This is a genomic window from Curtobacterium sp. MCSS17_007 (assembly GCF_003234175.2).
Taxonomy (GTDB): domain Bacteria; phylum Actinomycetota; class Actinomycetes; order Actinomycetales; family Microbacteriaceae; genus Curtobacterium.
Genome location: NZ_CP126257.1, coordinates 1,075,486 through 1,092,425, shown reverse-complemented (window position 1 = coordinate 1,092,425; position 16,940 = coordinate 1,075,486). Strand labels below are relative to the sequence as shown.

Sequence of the window (16,940 nt, the reverse complement as noted above, 5' to 3'; positions counted from 1 at the left end):
GCGCGCCTCCCGACCGGCGGCGCGCCTCTGGACCGGCGGCGCGACGGGGCGGCCGTCAGACGGGCTGGTCGACCGGCAGGCCGGTGCGCAGCTCGACCGGCAGGTGGGCCAGGTCGTTCAGCGTGACGACCTCGGCCGGCTTGGCCGAGCGGATCCGGATGATCGTCAGCGCGGTGTGGGCGACGTTGGTCCCCATCCACCGCCACTCCGGTGCCTGGAAGGCCTCGCGCACGAACCACCCGATCACCGCGTTGTGCGTGATGAGCAGGTCGTGCCGGTCCTCGCGGGCGGGCGTGAACCACTCGGCGACCGCGTCGCCCATCTGTGCCTGACCGGCGACGATCTCCTCCTCCGTCACGCCGCCGTACCAGCCCTGGTACGCGTGCGGCATGTCCGGCGTCGGACCGGAGGGGATGCAGTCGAACAACAGGGTGGACGGCTCGGGCTGGATCGAGGGGAGCCGCTGCGCCAGGAAGGCCGCGGTCTCGCTCGGAGCGTCGAGCGGCGAGTGGTACACACCGTCGAAGGGCACCCCGCCCAGGCGGTCGGCGACGAGCATGGCCTGCCGCTTGCCACGTTCCGAGAGCTTGCCGTCACGGAGACCGTGTTCGGCGTCCTGGTGCTCACCGTGTCGGACGAGGTAGAGGTAGTGGGACACGTCCGTCACCCCTCGGCACCGATGGCGGCGGCCAACCGCTCCCGCTCCACGGCCCCGACCACCGAGGTGATCGTGGGTCGGGTGAGCAGGTCGCGGGCGAGGTCGAGCACGTCGCCCGAGGTCACCCGGTCCACGCGCTGCAGCGCCGTCCCGAGGTCGGTGAACTCCCCCGTGCCGAGCTCGGACCGGCCGAGGCGGGTCATGCGGGCGTCGGAGTCCTCGAGCGAGAGCGTCAGCGCCCCCTCGATCTGGCCCTTGGCACGACGGAGTTCGTCCTCGGTGATGCCGTCGTCGACCATGCGGGCGAACTCGGCGTCGATGATCTCGACGACGCCCGCGACGTTGTCCGGAGCGCACCCGGCGTAGACGCCGAAGGCGCCGTTGTCGAGGTAGGCGGGGGCGAACGACGACACCGCGTACGCGAGCCCGCGGCGCTCCCGGACCTCCTGGAAGAGGCGGGAGCTCATGCCGCCGCCGAGCACGGCGTTCAGCACGCTGAGCACGGGCCGGCGGTCGTCACGCAGGTCGAGGCCCTGGGAGCCGCGGAGCATGCTGACCTGCTCGGTCGGTCGGTGCGCGACCGCCAGGCGCGGGACCGCGGGGTCGGCGACCGGCTGCGGGGTGCGGCGCGCGAGCGGGGACGCCTTCGGCGCGTCGCGGAACACGTGCTCGACGAGCTCGCGGAAGCGGTCGTGGTCGACGGCACCGGCGGCCGTCACGACGATGCCGTTCGGTGCGTAGTGCTCGCGGTAGTGGTCGAGGACCTCGTCGCGACCGACCGCGCGGATGCTCTCGGGCGTCCCGCCGATCGGGCGACCGAGCGGGTGCCCGTCGAAGGCCGCCGCGAAGAACGCCTCGCCCGCGACGTCGGCGGGGTCGTCGGCCGCCATGGCGAGCTCTTCGAGGATGACCCCCCGTTCGACCGCGAACGCGTCGGCATCGAGCACCGAACCGGTCACCATGTCGCCGATCACCTCCACCGCCATCGGGACGTCGGTGTCCCGGACCCGCGCGTAGTAGCAGGTGTACTCCTTGGCCGTCGCAGCGTTGTGCTCGCCGCCGACCGAGTCGAACGCGATCGCGATGTCGAGCGCACTGCGGCGCCCGGTGCCCTTGAACAGCAGGTGCTCGAGGAAGTGCGTGGAACCGTACTGCCCCTCGCGCTCGTCGCGGGAACCGACACCGACCCAGAAGCCGAGGCTCGTCGAACTCGCCCCCGGCACCGACTCGGTGAGGACCCGGACCCCGGACGACAGCACGGATCGACGGACGAAGGCACCACCGGACGTCAGGAACGACGTGTCCTGGGCCTCGAGCGGCAACGGCACTGGCTGGTTCATCGCAGACGAGCCTACTGATCCGTCGAGGCTGGTCGCCCAGTTTCCACAGCCTCGTGGCACGTGCCTCGAAGTGGGGGACAGTGAAGGAGGATAGAAAGACTCGTCTGTCTGTCCTCACTGTGGTACAGTTTCTGCATCGGGTCGGAAGCCCCCCTAGATTCCGGCCCGGTGGCTCGGGACATCAGTCCTGCGCGGCGGAGTCCCCCCACTCCCCCGCGGAGCCGATGAGTCCGAGGAGCAGCGCTGTGACGGTCGATTCCCCCCAACCGGCCGTCCAGCGTCTCCCGGGCCCGAGCACGAACCTCGTGTCGCCGGACGGGTCGAGCGTCCCCCCGGCTCCCCGTTCCGGCGGCGCGAAGGTCCGCATCCTCGAGACCGCGTCCCGGCTCTTCTACGAAGAGGGCATCCGCGGCGTGGGCGTCGACCGTCTGATCTCCGAGGCGAGCGTCACCAAGGCGACGTTCTACAAGCACTACGGGTCGAAGGACAACCTGATCCTCGCCTACATCCGGGCGCAGGACGAGCGGGTCCGACAGGCGTTCGCGCGACTCGTCGCCGACGCCGACTCCCCGACCGAGGCCGTCCGTGCCTGGGTCGCCGCCGTCTCGGACGAGGTCGGCGGCGCGGAGTTCCGCGGTTGCGCGTTCCTCAACGCCGCCGCCGAGTACCACGACCCCCGTGACCCGGTCCGCCAGGTCGTCGCGGCACACCGCGACTGGTACACGGACGAACTCGCCTCGCTGCTGCAGCGCGCCGGGCACCCGCTGCCGGGTGACGGCGCCGACGAGCTCATGCTCGCGCGCGACGGAGCGATGGCCGGCGCCTACGCGGGTGACGCGATCGCCGCCACCGCGGCACTCGGTCGGGTCGTCGAGCGCGTCATCGCCTGACGCCGCGCACCCGGCGGCGTGACCGCACGACGCGAGTCGTGCGCCGCGGCGCGCTCCGGCCGCGATCACGCGTCGGACGGGAGGCACGTGCCGGGCCCGCACCGCGCCTCCCGTCCGTCCCACCCGTGGACCAGGCCCCGGGTGTTGTCTGGACGCATGGCCAACGACCCCAACTGGAACCTCCCCGAGGTCCCCACGTTCACCCTGACGAGCCCCGACTTCACCGACGGTGGCGCGCTGCCCGACTGGGCACGAGGCACCGACGCCGGTGGCGAGGACCGCTCCCCCGCGCTCGAGTGGGAGGGCGCCCCCGAGGGCACCGCGAGCTACGTCCTCACCGTGTACGACCCCGACGCACCGACCGGCTCGGGGTTCTGGCACTGGAGCCTCACGGACATCCCCGCCACGACGACCTCGCTGCCGCAGGGCGCGGGCAGCGACGACGCCCTGCTGCCGGCCGAGGCGCTCCGTCGCCGCAACGAGTACGGCACGGACACGTTCCTCGGGGCCGCGCCGCCCGCCGGGCACGGTCCGCACCGCTACGTCTTCACCGTGAGCGCCCTCGACGTGCCCGTGCTCGAGGCCCCCGCCGACGCCACCCCCGCGGTCGTCGGCTTCCTGCTGCGGGAGCACCTGCTCGGTCGCGCGCAGCTGACCGGCACGCAGGAGACCCCCGCCTCCTGACGCCGGCCTGCACACGGCAAAGGCCGCCACTCCAGCAGGAGTGGCGGCCGTTGCGGTGTCAGCAGCGCGAGGCGCCGGGGATCAACCCTCGGCGGGGTCCTCGGTGTGCTTCTCGTGGCCCTCGCGGCCCTCGGTGTCCACCTCGTCGGCGACGACCGGCGCGAGCGACAGCTTGCCGCGGTCGTCCACCTTGGTGACCTCGACCAGGATCTTCTGGCCTACGCCGAGCACGTCCTCGACGTTCTCCACGCGCTTGCCACCGGCGAGCTTGCGGACCTCGGAGACGTGGAGCAGGCCGTCGCGACCCGGGAGCAGCGACACGAAGGCACCGAACGTCGCGATCTTGACGACCGTGCCGAGGAACTGGTCCCCGATCTCCGGGTTCGTCGGGTTCGCGATGGCGTTGACCTGCGCACGCGCAGCCTCGGCCGAGGGACCGTCGACGGCGCCGATGTAGACGGTGCCGTCGTCCTCGATGGAGATGTCGGCGCCGGTCTCGTCCTGGATGCCGTTGATCGTCTTGCCCTTCGGGCCGATCAGCTCGCCGATCTTGTCGACGGGGATCTGCACGGAGATGACGCGCGGAGCGGTGTCCGCCATCTCGTCGGGGGCGTCGATGGCCTCGGTCAGCACGCCGAGGATGGCCGAGCGGGCCTCCTTGGCCTGCTTCAGCGCGGCGTCGAGGACCGACGACGGGATGCCGTCGAGCTTCGTGTCGAGCTGGATGGCGGTGACGAACTCCGACGTACCGGCGACCTTGAAGTCCATGTCGCCCAGAGCGTCCTCGGCACCGAGGATGTCGGTCAGGGCCGCGTAGCGGGTCTGCCCGTCGACGGTGTCGGAGACGAGGCCCATCGCGATGCCCGCGACCGGGGCGCGCAGCGGCACACCGGCGTTGAGGAGCGACAGGGTCGAGGCGCACACGGAGCCCATCGACGTCGAGCCGTTGGAGCCGAGGGCCTCGGACACCTGACGGATCGCGTAGGGGAACTCCTCGCGCGACGGCAGCACCGGCACGAGGGCGCGCTCGGCGAGGAAGCCGTGCCCGATCTCGCGACGCTTCGGCGAACCGACGCGACCGGTCTCACCGGTCGAGTACGGCGGGAAGTTGTAGTGGTGCAGGTAGCGCTTCTTGGTGACGGGCGACAGCGAGTCGATCTGCTGCTCCATCTTGAGCATGTTCAGCGTGGTGACACCGAGGATCTGCGTCTCGCCGCGCTGGAAGATCGCCGAACCGTGGACGCGCGGGATCACGGCGACCTCGGCGTCGAGCGGACGGATGTCGGCGAGGCCGCGACCGTCCATGCGGACCTGCTCGGTCAGGATGCGGCCGCGGACGACCTTCTTCGTGACCGACTTGTAGGCGGCACCGACCTGGCCGTTCGCGGACTCGGGGAGCTCCCCGGCCTCGACCTTGGCGGCGACGGCCTCCTTGACGCGGGCCTTGAGGGCGTCGTCCTTGTCCTGACGCTCGAGCTTGCCGGCGATCTGGTAGACGTCCTTGAGCTCGTCGAGCGCGAGTGCCTCGACGGCCGAGTAGACCTCGGGGGCGTACGGCGGGAAGACCGGGTAGTCCTGGATCTCCTTGGCCGACTGCGCGGCCATCTTCGCCTGCGCCTCGACCAGGACCTTGAGGAACGGCTTGGCCGCCTCGAGGCCCTGCGCGACGATCGCCTCGTCCGGCTTGGTGGCGCCACCCTGGATGAGACCCCAGGCGTGCTCGGTCGCCTCGGCCTCCACCATCATGATCGCGACGTCCTCGTTGCCCTGCTCGTCGGTGACGACACGGCCGGCGACGGTGAGGTCGAAGACCGCTTCCTCGAGCTGCGAGGCCTTCGGGAACGCGACCCACTGGTCACCGATCAGTGCGAGGCGCACACCGGCGATCGGGCCGGAGAACGGCAGACCGGAGATCTGCGTCGACGCGGACGCGGCGTTGATCGCCAGCGCGTCGTAGAACTCGTCCGGCGCGATGCTCAGGACGGTGATGACGATCTGGACCTCGTTGCGCAGGCCGTCGACGAACGACGGGCGCAGCGGCCGGTCGATCAGACGGCAGACGAGGATCGCCTCGGTGCTCGGGCGGCCTTCACGACGGAAGAACGAGCCGGGGATCTTGCCGGCGGCGTACGAGCGCTCCTCGACGTCGACCGTCAGCGGGAAGAAGTCGAAGCCCTCGCGCGGGTGCTTGCCGGCGCTGGTGGCCGAGAGGAGCATGGTCTCCTCGTCGAGGTACGCGGCGACCGCGCCCTGGGCCTGCTGTGCGAGGCGACCGGTCTCGAACCGGACGACGCGCTTGCCGAACTTGCCGTTGTCGATGACGGCTTCGGCGAACTTGATCTCGGGACCCTCCAAAAGGGTGCCTCCTTGACGTGTTCGGCAGACCTGGGCGACGGCACCCGTGGTGCGTGCACGCCGAGGGGTCGGGGCGCATGTCTGGCCAGCAGTAGAAGCACTCGGGACGAACGGACTGCCCGCGAGCCACCACCGATGACCAGCTCCGTGCCCGGTCTGCGCAGTGTTGTGTGCCAGCCCCGCAGATGTGACAGCGGAGCGTGACGTCCGGAGAACGGTCCCCGGACGATGAGGACTTTACCAGTCCTCAGGCGCCCGGCGGGTGTTGCTCGCGGCGAACGGGCGTGTCCCCGGTAGCCTGCGGAGATGCGCACCAGCCCTTCCCGGCGCGTGCTCGTCGCGACCGCCGTGGTCGTGGGCGCGCTCGTCGCACCGGTCCTCACCGCCCTGCCCGCGAGCGCTGCGACGACGCAGTACCCGACGTGGCAGGACGTCCAGCAGGCGAAGGGCAACGAGCAGGCCGCTGCCGCTGAGGTGACGAAGGTGCAGGCGGCACTGCAGTCGGTGCAGGCCGACGCCGCCGCGAAGTCGCAGCGCGCACTCGACGCCTCCGCAGCAGCCGACCGGGCCGAGGCGGACCTCGCCACGGCGACGCAGACCGCATCCACCCTCCGCAACCAGGCGGACGACGCCGAACGCACCGCCGCCCAGGCGCAGGACCGGGCCGGGCAGCTCGCCGCGACCCTGTACCGCGACGGCAGCCAGAACGCCATGACGACGCGCATCGCGACCACGGACGACCCGGACCAGCTGCTCTACCAGCTCGGCGCGGTCGACCAGCTCTCGAGCACGTGGGAGGGCGTGCTCGAGGACGCCTCGGTCGCCGGCCACACCGCGGAGTCGCTGCACGACCAGGCCGAGCGCGCGGAGTCCGAGCGGAGCACCCTCGCCGCTGCCGCCGAGGACCGCTCCGCGTCGGCCCGCAACGCGTCCGACGCCGCCGCACGGGCCGTCGCGGACACGCAGCAGCACAGCGACGAGCTCTACGCGCAGTTGGCCGCACTGAAGGACACCACCGCCACGACCGAGCAGCAGTACGAGCTCGGCGTGCAGGTCGCCGCGCAGCAGGCCGCCCAGCAGCGGGCCCGTGAGCGAGCGGCCGCAGCAGCAGCGCAGCAAGCGGCAGCCGCCGCCGCACCGTCGTCCCCGGCGCCGGCGGCGACGAGTGGCGGCTCGGGTACGTCCTACCCGAGCACGGGCGGCGTCACCGTCGACCCGGCCGGCGCGAAGGCGTACGCCCGCAGCGCCATCGGCGCCTACGGCTGGGGCGGCGACCAGTTCTCCTGCCTCGTGTCCCTCTGGACCCAGGAGTCCGGCTGGCGGGCGAACGCCCTCAACGCCTCGAGCGGCGCGTACGGCATCCCGCAGTCACTGCCGGCGAGCAAGATGGCGGTCGCCGGCGCGGACTGGCGGACGAACGCGGCGACGCAGATCAACTGGGGGCTGGCGTACATCCACGACGCCTACGGCTCCCCCTGCGCGGCGTGGAACCACGAGATGAGCGTCAACCCGCACTGGTACTGAGCGCCCGCCGGGCGCCTCGGTCAGTGACCGAGGCCGCCGAGCAGGGACGCGAAGTCGGTCGGCGCGGCGAGCGTCTCCTGCTGCGGGGTCCGTCGGGAGGCGCGGATCGCCCATGCGAGATCGACCCCGGCCCGTCGGACGCGGGCATCGAGCGCGGCGGCGTCCGCTTCGCTCCCCCAGTCGTCGGTTGCTGCGAACACGCCGGTCGGCACCACCGCTGCGCGGAGGTACGCGAACACCGGGCGCAGGGCGTGGTCGATCGCGAGCGAGTGCCGTGCGGTGCCGCCGGTCGCGGCGAGCAGCACCGGCAGGTCGGTCACGCCGTCCTTGTCGAGCACGTCGAGGAACGACTTCGCCAGACCGCTGACCCCCGCGGTGAAGACCGGGGTGACGAAGACGAGCGCGTCGGCCTCGAGCACCGTGCGCTGGGCGGCGGCGAGACCCGGTGCGGCGAACCCGGTGAGCATCGCGTCGACGATCTCGTGCGCGATCGGACGCAGCTCGACGTGGCGCACCTCGGCGGTGCCACCCGGACGGTCGGCCTCGACGGCGGTGACCGCGGCCTCGGCGAGACGGTCGGCCAGCAGGCGGGTGGAGCTGGGCTCGGAGAGTCCGGCGGAGACGACGGCGATGGTGGTCATGAGTGATCCCGACTTTCGATGCGTTTGCATGAACATCGTACCGAACCACGCTGAGCACGCAACCATTCCCGGGAACGAGGAACGCCCCGGTCCTCACGAGGAGGACCGGGGCGTTCGGTCACGCAGTGTCTGCGGGTCGACTAGCGACGCAGGCCGAGGCGCTCGATGAGCGACCGGTAGCGGCTGATGTCGACGTCGGAGAGGTAACCGAGGAGACGGCGACGCTGACCGACCATGAGCAGCAGACCACGACGCGAGTGGTGGTCGTGCTTGTGCTCCTTGAGGTGCTCGTTCAGGTCGTTGATGCGACGCGTCAGAACGGCGACCTGGACCTCGGGGGATCCGGTGTCGCCCGGGTGGGTCGCGTACTCTTCGATGATCTCCTGCTTGACCTTCGCGTCAAGTGCCATGGATGATCCCCTTCCTGTCCGTTGCGCGGTGCTCATGCCTGATGCATGGGCGCTCTTTGTCCGCGGCCGTTCGACGGCAACCGGACGAGACTACCAGAGTTCAGGCCGTCCGGGCACGCAGGCGCTGTCGTCGGGGCACGGGCAGCAGGCTCCGGACGAGTCCGACGAGCGTCGCACCGAGGAGCCCGCCGAGCCCGTTCGACAGCACGTCGCGCGGGTCGGCCACGCGGTACGGCAGCCAGCGGGCCTGCGCGAGCTCGATGCCGACCGACAGCACGACGGCGACGACGGCACCGAGCAGCCACCACCGTCGGGGCAACCAGAGCGCCGCGAGCATGCCGACGGGGACGAACATGCCGATGTTCGCGAGGAACTCCACGCGGTCGTAGGTGAACCACGCGCCGTGCGGCAGTGCCTGCACCCAGGCGACGGCGTGCAGCACGAGCTCGTCCTGCGCGTGCGTGAAGACCCGCGGCGTCAGGGTCATCCGCCAGATCACCCAGGCGTAGCCGGCGGTGAGCGCGAGCAGCAGGAGCTTCCGGAACATCCGGACAGTATCGCCGCGTGCTCCTGGTAGCAGCCCGCGCTCCACCTGGGCGGTCGCCCGGCCGCCCTGGCAGGACCGGCCCTCGGCCTGCCAGCATGGACGCATGCCGGAGCAGGGGAAGCGCGGCCGCTCCAGGGACAGCGGACGCCGACAGTGGGCATGGCTCGGAGCAGGGGCCGTGGTCGCGGCCGCCGTGGTCGCCGTCGTCCTCACGACCCTGCCCGCTCCCCCGCCGGACGGACGCGGCACGGCCGGAGGGGGCACCGACCGACCGGTCGCGGCACGCGAGTCGGCGGCGGCGGCCTTCCCGGGTGGTCTGGCGCGACAGCCGGACGCCGACAACCAGGCGGCTCGCCGTGCGGCCGAGGCGCGGGCGGACGGCGAGCGCACCACCGCCGAGCGGATCGACGAGATCGCGGACCAGCCCGTCGCGACCTGGTTGACCGACCCGTCCGAGCGGGCCACGCGGGAGACGGTTCGACGGGTCGTGCGGAGCGCCGAGCAGCAGGGACGGACACCGGTGTTCGTGCTCTACGCGATCCCCGACCGCGACTGCGGCAGCTACTCGGCGGGCGGGACCGCGGAGGACGCCTACCTGCCCTGGGTGCGGTCGGCCGTCCGGGCGATGGCCGGCTCGCACGCGGTCGTGCTCGTCGAGCCGGACTCGATCGCACAGATCCACGTCTGCGAGCGCCTCGGGCAGGACCGCCTGCGGCTGCTGGACCGCGCGGTGGACGAGCTGTCCGGGCACGGACTGACGGTGTACCTCGACGGCGGCAACGAGGACCGGGTCCCCGTCGCCACGATGGCGCGCTGGCTCCGGCAGGCCGGGGTGGACCGGACGCAGGGCTTCGCGACGAACGTGTCGAACTTCTACCGGGTCGACCAGGAGCGCGCCTACGCGGAACGGTTGGCCGACGCCGTCGGCGGTGACCCGCACTACGTCATCGACGTCTCCCGGAACGGGCAGGGGTGGCGCGGGACGTGGTGCAACCCCGCGGGTGCGGGACTCGGCCAGGCGCCGCACGTCACCCGCGGCACCACCGGGCTCGACGCGCTGCTGTGGGTGAAGACGCCGGGGCTCAGCGACGGCACGTGCAACGGCGGACCGGCCGCTGGCCAGTGGTGGGAGTCGTACGCCCTGTCGCTCGTCGAGCACCGCCGACGGGACTGAACCGCCCGGCCCGTCGTCGGTCGTCGGTGGTTCCATGGCGCCATGACCGCCGCCCACCGCCGATCCGTCGTCCCGCCCTACCTGCTGCGCGCCGTCGCCGATGCGGCGGAGCACCCGCGGGCCGCCTCGGCCGCGCGGACCGCGCTCGCCGAGATGTCCGCCGTCGCCGCACCGAAGCACGAGCACCGCACCCGACCGCGGAGCATCAGCGGGACGGTCGACCGTTCCCCGCAGCGCACCATCGCGGACGCGCACGGATCGACGTCCCTGCCCGGGACGGTCGTCCGACGCGAGGGCGACGCGGACACCGGGGACGCGGCCGTCGACGAGGCGTACGCGGGTCTCGGCGCGACGCACGCCTTCTGGCTCGACGTGTTCGGGCGGGCGTCGATCGACGGCGCCGGGCTCCCCCTCGACGCCACGGTGCACTACGGGCAGGACTACGACAACGCGTACTGGGACGGCCGGCGGATGGTGTTCGGCGACGGGGACGGCGAGGTCTTCGAGCGGTTCACCGTCTCCCTCGACGTCATCGGGCACGAGCTGGCGCACGGGGTCACGCAGTACACCGCGGACCTGACGTACGAGGGGCAGTCGGGTGCGCTGAACGAGTCGGTCAGCGACGTGTTCGGGTCGCTCGTCGCGCAGCACGCCGCCGGGCAGACCGCCGACCAGGCCACGTGGCTCATCGGCGAGGGGCTGTTCACCGACGCCGTGCACGGCGTCGCCCTGCGGTCGATGCGAGCGCCGGGCACCGCCTACGACGACCCGGTGCTCGGCCGGGACCCGCAGCCGGCGACGATGGCCGACTACGTCGAGACCACCGAGGACTCCGGCGGTGTGCACCTCAACTCGGGCATCCCGAACCACGCCTTCTTCCTGGCCGCGACGGCGATCGGCGGGTACGCGTGGGAGGGCGCGGGGGCCGTGTGGTGGGACGCCCTGACCGCGCCGGAGACCACCGAGGGCATCGACTTCGCCGGCTTCGCCCGGGTGACGGTGGACGCCGCCGCGAGCCGCTTCGGCCAGGACTCCGTGCAGCGCGCCGCGGTCGAGGACGCCTGGCGCGCGGTCGGTGTCCCCTCCGGGTCGTGACGGCGTAGAACCGGAGCATGCACATCGTCGTCCGCCGCAGTGGTGGACTCGCAGGCCTCTCCCGGGGCTGGCGGGTCGACACCGACTCGTGCGACGACCCGGACGCCTGGTACGACCTGGTCGGCGCACTCCCGCGCGAGGCCCGGGTCCGGCGCAGACACTCGGTGCCCGACGACTTCACCTGGACGGTGACGGTCGCCAGGACCACCGTGACGATCCCCGGCAGCCAGCTCGACGGCCCCTGGGCGGCCCTCGTCGCCCGCGTGCGCGACGAGGGCGACCCCGTCAGCTGAGCGGCGTGTGGCCGCGGCGTACGCCGCGACGTGGGCACGGCCGGACGGGAGGCCCGTGGCGGCCCCGCCACGGGCCTCCCGTCCGGCTGCCGCTGGCGTCCCGGGGTCAGTCCGTCACGTCGACGACCACCAGGCGGCGCGTCGGGCGGGTCATCGCCACGTAGACGGCCGCTGCGGCGCGTGCCGCGTCCGCCCCGACCCGGTCCGGGTCGACGAGCAGCACGCCGTCGAACTCGAGGCCCTTCGCGTCGGCGCCCGTGAGCACCGTCACCGATCCGGGCCGCGGCGAACCGAGCCCGCGGACGTCGGCGTCGGTCCGCGCCAGGCGCTCGCGCACCGCGGTCACGTCGGACTCCGGCACGATGACGCCGATGGTGCCGGAACCGATGCGCTCGCGCTCCGCCCCGACCCGCTCGGCGACCGTGTCGAGCAGCGCCGTCCGGGGCACCGACACGCGGTCGACGGGGTCACCGTCGCGCACGGCCTCGGTCCGGGTGACCGCCAGTCCGGCGGCGTCGGCGAACGCACCCGCCGCCTGCACGATGGACCGCGGCGTCCGGTAGTTGACCGTCAGCTCCTCGACCCGGTGGTCGAGCGGCACGACGGGCGCGCGACCGCGACGACGACGCGCGAGCGCACCGACGACGTCGTCCCACGTCCGCGCCGCGGCCGGCGACGAGCCCTGCGCCATGTCGCCGACGATGGTGAACGACCGCAGCGGGTTCCGGCGGGCGAGCACCCGCCACTGCATCGGGGAGAGCTCCTGCGCCTCGTCGACCACGATGTGTCCGTAGGTCCACTCACGGTCCTCCGCGGCGCGCTCGGCCGTGGTGCGCGGGTCGCCGCCCTCGGCGAAGGACCCGGCGACCTGCTCGGCGGTGACGATCCCCTCGACGCCCATGTTCTCGATCGCCTGGCGCGCGTTCTCGATGTCGCGGTTGCGGCTGGCCTTCGCCGCACGCTTCGCCGCGCCCCCGGTCGGGTCGAACGGCCCGAGGAGCTCCGCCGCCTCGTCGAGGAGCGGGACGTCCTCGATGGTGAAGCCCGCACCGCGCGGGCGCTGCAGCAGGGCCCGCCGCGCCGGGGTCCAGTCCGGGGTGAGCGAGGCGAGCCAGTTCGGCCGGGCGTACAGGTCCTCGAGGAACTTCTCCGGCGGCAGCGGCAGCCACGCCGTGTTGAGGAGCACGCGGGCGTCGTACGAGCTGCGGATGTCCTCGCGCAGGACCTTCTCGTCGGCCTCGTCCACCGTGGTGCCGCGTGCGCGCAGCTGGTCGGCGAGGAGCCGGGTCATCGCGTCGAGCGCGATCTTGTTGAACGTCACGCGGGCGACGTTGTGCGGCTTGCCCCGGTCCTGCGCACGCTTGAGGGCGTCGGCGACGAGCTGCGGCGGCACCGTGAGGCGCTCCCCCTCGACGTCGAGCACGACCGGCTCGGTCGGCACCACCTGGCGGGAGCGCACGGCACGACGGAGCAGCGACGCCATCTGCGCCGAGCCCTTCACCGCGGCCACGTCGCCGTGGTCGTGCGTCGTCGCGTGCACGCCCGGGTACAGCGACCCGAGCGACGCCATCACGACCCCGGTCTCGCCGAGCGACGGCAGCACCTGCTCGATGTACGTCAGGAACGCCGGCGACGGGCCGACCATGAGCACGCCGGAGCCCCGCAGGCGCTCCCGGTGCGAGTAGAGCAGGTACGCGGCGCGGTGCAGCGCGACGGCGGTCTTGCCCGTGCCGGGGCCGCCCTGCACGATGAGCACGCCCTCGAGCGGGGAGCGGATGATGCGGTCCTGCTCGCCCTGGATCGTCGCGACGATGTCGGTCATCCGACCGGTGCGCTCCGCCGTGACGGCCGCGAGCAGTGCGCCCTCGCCCTGCAGGTGCGTGCGCTCGTCGTCGTACAGCGAGGCGTCGAAGACCTCGTCCTCGACGCCGACGACCGTGCGGCCCTCGAGCGTCAGGTGGCGGCGGGCGCGCATGCCCATCGGGTGTGCCGCGGTCGCCTGGTAGAAGGCGCTCGCACCCGGGACGCGCCAGTCGAGCAGGAGCGGGCGGTGCTCGTCGTCGCGGAGGCCGACCCGCCCGATGTAGCGGAAGGCGTCGTCGGCGGAGTCCGGCTCGGAGACCTCGAGCCGACCGAACACCAGGCGGTCGCCGACGCGTTCGAGCGTCGCGATGGTGTCCTCGTAGAGCCGGGCGTACGCGTCGCGCTCACTGCGGCTCTGGTGGTTGCCCCCGACCGCCTGGCGGCGGGTCTCGGCGAGGCGCTGCTCGGCCTCGGCCGTCAGCTCGTCGAGACGGGCGAAGAGCCCGTCCACGTACCCACGCTCACGGTCGATCTCGGTCGGTTCGGACACACGCCACCCTTCGGGAAACAGGGGTGTCCAGTGTAGTCCCGCCGAGCGGCGACGCGGGGCGACGTGTCGCCGGACGATCGGGAGGCACGTGGCGGACCCGCCACGACCCCCCTCGCAGACGCGGTCGGTGCACCCCGCGCAACGCTCCGCGTTGCCGCCGAGCGGGGTGCGCCCGTCCGTGGGGCGGCAGCCCCTACATCTCCTCGTGCGTGTCCGGGTCGCCGTCCCAGAGACGCCCGCGCTCGAGTCCCGAGATCGCGCGGACCTCGTCGTCGGTCAGCTCGAACCCGAAGACGTCGAGGTTCTCGCGCTGCCGGTCGGGGTCCCCGGACTTCGGCACGGGCACCGCGCCGAGCTGGACGTGCCAGCGCAGCACGACCTGACCAGGCGTCACGCCGTGTGCGGCCGCCGCGTCGAGCACCGGCTGCTCGGTCAGCAGCTCGGACTGCTTCGCGAGCGGGCTCCAGCTCTCGGTGACGATCCCGTACTCGGCGTGCACCTTGCGGAGCTCCGCCTGCGGGAAGTACGGGTGCAGCTCCACCTGGTTCACGGCCGGGGCGACACCGGTGGCGTCGATGATCGCCTTCAGGTGCTCCGGCGTGAAGTTCGAGACACCGATCGAGCGGACCTTGCCGCTGTCGCGGAGGTCGACGAACGCCTTCCAGGTGTCGACGAACTTCCCGACCGAGGGGTTCGGCCAGTGGATGAGGTACAGGTCGACGCGGTCCAACCCGAGGTTCCCGAGCGTCTCGTCGATCGAGCGGTGCGCCTCGTCGTAGCCGTGGTGGCGTCCGGGGAGCTTCGAGGTGACGACGAGGTCCTCGCGGTCGACCTCGGACTCGCGCACGGCACGGCCGACGGCGTCCTCGTTGCCGTAGTTGAGCGCGGTGTCGAGCAGCCGGTAGCCGCTCGTGATCGCCGCTCCGACCGCTGCGGTGCCCTCGTCGCCGTTCAGCCCGTACGTGCCGAGGCCGAGCGCCGGGAAGCGGTGCCCGTCGTTCAGCTCGATGGTGGGCGCGCCGACCTGCATCAGCGGACCCCGAGCAGGTCGATGATGAAGATGAGGGTCTTGCCGGACAGGAAGTGACCGCCGCCGGCCGGGCCGTAGGCGAGCTCCGGCGGGACGGTGAGCTTGCGGCGTCCGCCGACCTTCATGCCGGGGATGCCCTCCTGCCAGCCGCGGACGAGCGCCGCGAGCGGGAAGTCGATCGGCTCGCCGCGGTTCCACGAGCTGTCGAACTCCTCGCCGGTCTCGTACTCGACGCCGGCGTAGTGGACCTTGACCGTCGAACCGGGCTGCGCGACGTCGCCGTCACCCTCGACGATGTCGGTGATCACGAGCTCGGCGGGGGCCGGGCCCTCGGGGGCGTCGAACTCGGGCTTGCTGTTGAGGTCAGTCATGTCCGTCAGTCAACCAGGTGGGGTGCGTGGGCATCCCGAGCGGCGCGGACGTCTCGCTGCCCGCGAACGGGCACGGTCCGTCGCGTGCTGCGCCGAACGGGCGAGATCTGTCACGCTCGGCGGACGAACGCGACGGGTTCCGCCCGTTCGTGCCCGGGCCGGTGCCGATTCCGCCCGCTCGCCCGACGCAGGCCGCAGAATGGTTCCACCGTGACACGACCTGACACCGAACCCCGCCGCCGCCTGCTCGCCGACCTCACCCCGCTCCGCCGCTCCCCCGCGTTCGCGCGGCTCTGGGCGGGCACCGCGATCGCCGGCATCGGCACGCAGATGACCACCGTCGCGGTCGGCCTCGAGGTCTACGAGATCACCCGCTCGACCTTCGCGGTCGCGCTCGTCGGCGTGATCGCACTCGTCCCGATGATCGTCGCCGGGCTCTACGGCGGGATGCTCGCCGACGCATTCGACCGGCGGCTCGTGGCCCTGGTGTCGTCGGTCGTCGCCTGGGCCGCGGTCGCGCTCATCGCCACGCACGCCTGGCTCGGACTGCAGAGCGTGGCGCTCCTCTACGTGCTCGCGACCGTGAACGCCGTGGCCGCGACGGTGAGCAACGCGTCCCGCTCGGCGATCGTCCCCCGGCTCGTCGGGACCGACCTGCTCCCGGCGGCGAGCGCGCTCGGCGGCATCGCGTCCGGGTTCCAGGTGACCGTGGGCCCGGCGATCGCCGGTGTCCTCATCGCGAGCGTCGGGTTCGCGCCGACCTACACGATCGACGTCGTGCTCTTCACCTTCGCGTTCCTCGGCGTCTTCACCCTCCCCCGGATGGCGGCCGACCGCGACGCCCTGCGCCCCGGTCTGGGCTCGCTCATCGAGGGTGCGCGCTTCCTGAAGCGGTCCCGCAACATCACGATGACGTTCGTGCTCGACATCGTCGCGATGACGTTCGGGCAGCCCCGCGTGCTCTTCCCCGCGATCGGGGCGCTCGTCATCGGCGGTGGCTCGATCACCGTCGGCACCCTGACCGCCGCCTACGCCATCGGCGCGCTGCTGTCGAGCGTGTTCTCCGGACCGCTCGGGCACGTTCGACGCCAGGGCGAGGCCGTCGGGTGGGCGATCACGGCCTACGGTGCGGCGATCGCAGCGTTCGGTGTCGTCATCGCCGTCGCGCACCTGCTCGGTGGCCGGTCCGGCGAGGCGTTCGACGTCGAGATCCTGCCCGCGCTCGGACTCGCGGCCCTGTTCCTCGCGGCGGCGGGCGGCGCGGACAACGTCAGCTCGGTGTTCCGGAACACGATCCTGCAGGCCGCTTCGCCCGACGGCATGCGCGGTCGACTGCAGGGCATCTTCATCGTCGTCGTCACCGGCGGCCCGCGCCTCGGCGACCTGTACGCCGGTCTCGTCGTCGCGGCCGGCATCGCGTACCCGCCGATCATCGGCGGCGTGCTCATCATCGGCCTCGTCGCGCTGCTGCTCCGGCTGGTGCCGTCCTTCCGTCGGTACGACGCGCTCGACCCGCACGCGAACTGAGCAACGGGCGCGCGGCGACTCCTCCACGGGAGCGACAGATCCGGGCGG

General features: G+C 72.5%; 16 protein-coding genes. 7 read left to right on the top strand and 9 right to left on the bottom strand.

Going from position 1 to position 16,940, the window contains the following annotated elements:
- Window positions 1–55 precede the first annotated feature (55 nt).
- Window positions 56–658 (bottom strand): histidine phosphatase family protein, encoded by a 603-nt coding sequence (locus DEJ22_RS05110; protein WP_111227629.1) that lies wholly within the window; start codon window positions 656–658, stop codon window positions 56–58.
- Window positions 659–663: 5 nt separating this feature from the next.
- The gene (locus DEJ22_RS05105) at window positions 664–1,998 is read right to left on the bottom strand and encodes a M16 family metallopeptidase (RefSeq protein WP_111227505.1); all 1,335 of its coding nucleotides are present in this window, start codon (window positions 1,996–1,998) and stop codon (window positions 664–666) included.
- A gap of 245 nt (window positions 1,999–2,243) precedes the next feature.
- Here DEJ22_RS05105 and DEJ22_RS05100 point away from each other — a divergent pair, with 245 nt between their 5' ends.
- Together DEJ22_RS05100 and DEJ22_RS05095 are read left to right on the top strand one after the other, a co-directional pair.
- Window positions 2,244–2,888, top strand: coding sequence for a TetR/AcrR family transcriptional regulator (locus DEJ22_RS05100; RefSeq protein WP_181430862.1), 645 nt, complete (start codon window positions 2,244–2,246; stop codon window positions 2,886–2,888).
- A 156-nt stretch (window positions 2,889–3,044) separates the two neighbouring features.
- Window positions 3,045–3,572 (top strand): YbhB/YbcL family Raf kinase inhibitor-like protein, encoded by a 528-nt coding sequence (locus DEJ22_RS05095; protein ID WP_111227507.1) that lies wholly within the window; start codon window positions 3,045–3,047, stop codon window positions 3,570–3,572.
- Between the two features lie 81 nt (window positions 3,573–3,653).
- On the opposite strand, the gene DEJ22_RS05090 is transcribed toward DEJ22_RS05095, so the two are convergent.
- Window positions 3,654–5,927 carry a polyribonucleotide nucleotidyltransferase gene (locus tag DEJ22_RS05090; protein ID WP_111227508.1) on the bottom strand — a complete coding sequence of 758 codons (2,274 nt, stop codon included), beginning with the start codon at window positions 5,925–5,927 and terminating at the stop codon, window positions 3,654–3,656.
- A gap of 306 nt (window positions 5,928–6,233) precedes the next feature.
- Between DEJ22_RS05090 and DEJ22_RS05085 the strand changes: the two genes are divergently transcribed.
- The gene (locus tag DEJ22_RS05085; RefSeq protein WP_146241772.1) at window positions 6,234–7,451 is read left to right on the top strand and encodes a coiled-coil domain-containing protein; all 1,218 of its coding nucleotides are present in this window, start codon (window positions 6,234–6,236) and stop codon (window positions 7,449–7,451) included.
- A 20-nt stretch (window positions 7,452–7,471) separates the two neighbouring features.
- Here the strand turns inward: DEJ22_RS05085 and DEJ22_RS05080 are convergent, their stop codons facing one another.
- The 3 genes from DEJ22_RS05080 to DEJ22_RS05070 all read right to left on the bottom strand — a co-directional run bounded on the left by DEJ22_RS05080 (window position 7,472) and on the right by DEJ22_RS05070 (window position 9,049).
- Window positions 7,472–8,092, bottom strand: a complete 621-nt coding sequence (locus tag DEJ22_RS05080) for a CE1759 family FMN reductase (protein ID WP_111227510.1) — start codon at window positions 8,090–8,092, stop codon at window positions 7,472–7,474.
- A gap of 140 nt (window positions 8,093–8,232) precedes the next feature.
- Window positions 8,233–8,502, bottom strand: a complete 270-nt coding sequence (rpsO, locus tag DEJ22_RS05075) for a 30S ribosomal protein S15 (RefSeq protein ID WP_111227511.1) — start codon at window positions 8,500–8,502, stop codon at window positions 8,233–8,235.
- A 100-nt stretch (window positions 8,503–8,602) separates the two neighbouring features.
- Complete coding sequence (locus DEJ22_RS05070; RefSeq protein WP_181430863.1) at window positions 8,603–9,049, bottom strand: VanZ family protein; 447 nt, start codon at window positions 9,047–9,049, stop codon at window positions 8,603–8,605.
- A 103-nt stretch (window positions 9,050–9,152) separates the two neighbouring features.
- Between DEJ22_RS05070 and DEJ22_RS05065 the strand changes: the two genes are divergently transcribed.
- Genes DEJ22_RS05065 through DEJ22_RS05055 form a run of 3 tightly spaced genes read left to right on the top strand, consistent with a single transcriptional unit; the run spans window position 9,153 to window position 11,611 of the window.
- Entirely contained in the window at window positions 9,153–10,223 is a 1,071-nt protein-coding gene (locus DEJ22_RS05065; RefSeq protein ID WP_146241773.1) for a glycoside hydrolase family 6 protein, read from the top strand.
- A 42-nt stretch (window positions 10,224–10,265) separates the two neighbouring features.
- On the top strand, window positions 10,266–11,318 hold the full coding sequence (locus tag DEJ22_RS05060) for a M4 family metallopeptidase (protein WP_111227514.1): 1,053 nt from the start codon (window positions 10,266–10,268) through the stop codon (window positions 11,316–11,318).
- Between the two features lie 17 nt (window positions 11,319–11,335).
- Complete coding sequence (locus tag DEJ22_RS05055) at window positions 11,336–11,611, top strand: protealysin inhibitor emfourin (RefSeq protein ID WP_111227515.1); 276 nt, start codon at window positions 11,336–11,338, stop codon at window positions 11,609–11,611.
- A gap of 106 nt (window positions 11,612–11,717) precedes the next feature.
- On the opposite strand, the gene DEJ22_RS05050 is transcribed toward DEJ22_RS05055, so the two are convergent.
- The 3 genes from DEJ22_RS05050 to DEJ22_RS05040 form a co-directional block, all read right to left on the bottom strand.
- Entirely contained in the window at window positions 11,718–13,964 is a 2,247-nt protein-coding gene (locus DEJ22_RS05050; RefSeq protein WP_111227516.1) for a HelD family protein, read from the bottom strand.
- A gap of 193 nt (window positions 13,965–14,157) precedes the next feature.
- A complete protein-coding gene (locus DEJ22_RS05045) occupies window positions 14,158–14,994 on the bottom strand; it encodes an aldo/keto reductase (protein WP_111227517.1) in 837 nt (278 codons plus the stop codon).
- Window positions 14,994–15,365: an FKBP-type peptidyl-prolyl cis-trans isomerase gene (locus DEJ22_RS05040; RefSeq protein WP_111227518.1), complete on the bottom strand. Its 372-nt coding sequence runs from the start codon at window positions 15,363–15,365 to the stop codon at window positions 14,994–14,996. The genes DEJ22_RS05045 and DEJ22_RS05040 overlap by 1 nt, the downstream gene beginning before the upstream one ends.
- A 210-nt stretch (window positions 15,366–15,575) precedes the next feature.
- Between DEJ22_RS05040 and DEJ22_RS05035 the strand changes: the two genes are divergently transcribed.
- Window positions 15,576–16,892: an MFS transporter gene (locus DEJ22_RS05035; RefSeq protein ID WP_111227520.1), complete on the top strand. Its 1,317-nt coding sequence runs from the start codon at window positions 15,576–15,578 to the stop codon at window positions 16,890–16,892.
- Window positions 16,893–16,940 lie beyond the last annotated feature (48 nt).

Bases quoted from the DNA above. Each gene is read 5' to 3' on its own strand.
- DEJ22_RS05105 (WP_111227505.1), bottom strand. From the start codon at position 1,998: ATGAACCAGCCAGTGCCGTTGCCGCTCGAGGCCCAGGACACGTCGTTC.
- DEJ22_RS05095 (WP_111227507.1), top strand. From the start codon at position 3,045: ATGGCCAACGACCCCAACTGGAACCTCCCCGAGGTCCCCACGTTCACC.
- DEJ22_RS05085 (WP_146241772.1), top strand. From the start codon at position 6,234: ATGCGCACCAGCCCTTCCCGGCGCGTGCTCGTCGCGACCGCCGTGGTC.
- DEJ22_RS05080 (WP_111227510.1), bottom strand. From the start codon at position 8,092: ATGACCACCATCGCCGTCGTCTCCGCCGGACTCTCCGAGCCCAGCTCC.
- rpsO (WP_111227511.1), bottom strand. From the start codon at position 8,502: ATGGCACTTGACGCGAAGGTCAAGCAGGAGATCATCGAAGAGTACGCG.
- DEJ22_RS05070 (WP_181430863.1), bottom strand. From the start codon at position 9,049: ATGTTCCGGAAGCTCCTGCTGCTCGCGCTCACCGCCGGCTACGCCTGG.
- DEJ22_RS05065 (WP_146241773.1), top strand. From the start codon at position 9,153: ATGCCGGAGCAGGGGAAGCGCGGCCGCTCCAGGGACAGCGGACGCCGA.
- DEJ22_RS05060 (WP_111227514.1), top strand. From the start codon at position 10,266: ATGACCGCCGCCCACCGCCGATCCGTCGTCCCGCCCTACCTGCTGCGC.
- DEJ22_RS05055 (WP_111227515.1), top strand. From the start codon at position 11,336: ATGCACATCGTCGTCCGCCGCAGTGGTGGACTCGCAGGCCTCTCCCGG.
- DEJ22_RS05045 (WP_111227517.1), bottom strand. From the start codon at position 14,994: ATGCAGGTCGGCGCGCCCACCATCGAGCTGAACGACGGGCACCGCTTC.
- DEJ22_RS05040 (WP_111227518.1), bottom strand. From the start codon at position 15,365: ATGACTGACCTCAACAGCAAGCCCGAGTTCGACGCCCCCGAGGGCCCG.